The 1,006-nt window shown below is 49.4% G+C and carries 1 protein-coding gene; it reads left to right on the plus strand.

All coding sequences use genetic code 11. The features are described from left to right. Positions 1 to 141 precede the first annotated feature (141 nt). Positions 142 to 1,006: ATP-binding protein (locus PX481_RS00665; protein WP_288093122.1), on the plus strand; the 865-nt coding region annotated here is incomplete at its 3' end.

The raw sequence follows: 1,006 nt of genomic DNA on the forward strand, positions 1-1,006 counted from the left end.
ATGTTTGAATGATGCCCATTTGAAACATAAAAAAGAACTGGATTCCTTGCTGACTCTACGATTTCAGAAGTTTAATAAATCTCAGATTATGAACGTCTAAAGTATAAGTGAAATCATTGATTAAGAGACCTGTACTTTTCAATGACTTTTTCAGCAGACCCTATAGTAGAAATGGAACTGGGAATCGGAACGATGATCGAGCGACACAGAAGGAGATTGGCTAACGGGGAGGAGCGGGTCTATACCTACGGGGTTGGAGCGGACGGTGAGCGTCAGTCTTTGTCGATCCGTTCCGTTGATGATTCCCTTTCAATCTCCTGCTATAGGCGAGCAGAAAAAGAGCGGGTGGTAGCTGCCCTACTAGCCAATGCCAGTTTGTTGGTGGTGGGGGAAGACGGAGCGGGGAAGACCTTTTTAGCGGAGCAGGTGATCGAGGACTTGTGGGGGCGGGGGTTTCCGGTGGCCGCCCCTGCCATCGGCACGGTCAAACAGATGCTTCTGGAAATCGCCGGGGATTTGGGGGTAGATACGGAGACGCTAGAGGGCAAACCGATGACGGCACAACAGTTACAGGAAACCATCGCCGAATGGTTAGAAAATAACGTCGCTTTTCTGGTCATGGACAATGCCCACAGGTTTCCCGTTTCCCTGCGTTGTTGGCTGGAAAAACTGCATTTACAGGGACAGCCGATATTATTATTGGCTACTTACCCCCCGGCCCGAGATATTTTTTTGAAGCTTCCCCGCATCGAATTGGAAGCTTTACCAGAAAGGGCGATCCGCGAAATTATGGAAGGGGAAGCAAACGATTTGGGATTGCAGGTGACACCGGGTAAACTGGCCGATTGGCAACAACGGGCGATCGGTAATCCCATGTTAGCGAAACGGGTGGTCAAGGAAGAATATTTAGGATTGGAGGGTAATAATTTTGACATCCTCGCCGCCGTAAAACGGACGGCGATTCCCAAACCTCACGATTTAGGTTTCTGCTTCTTTCCCTTGCGGG

The organism is Microcystis sp. M53603_WE2 (genome assembly GCF_030065435.1).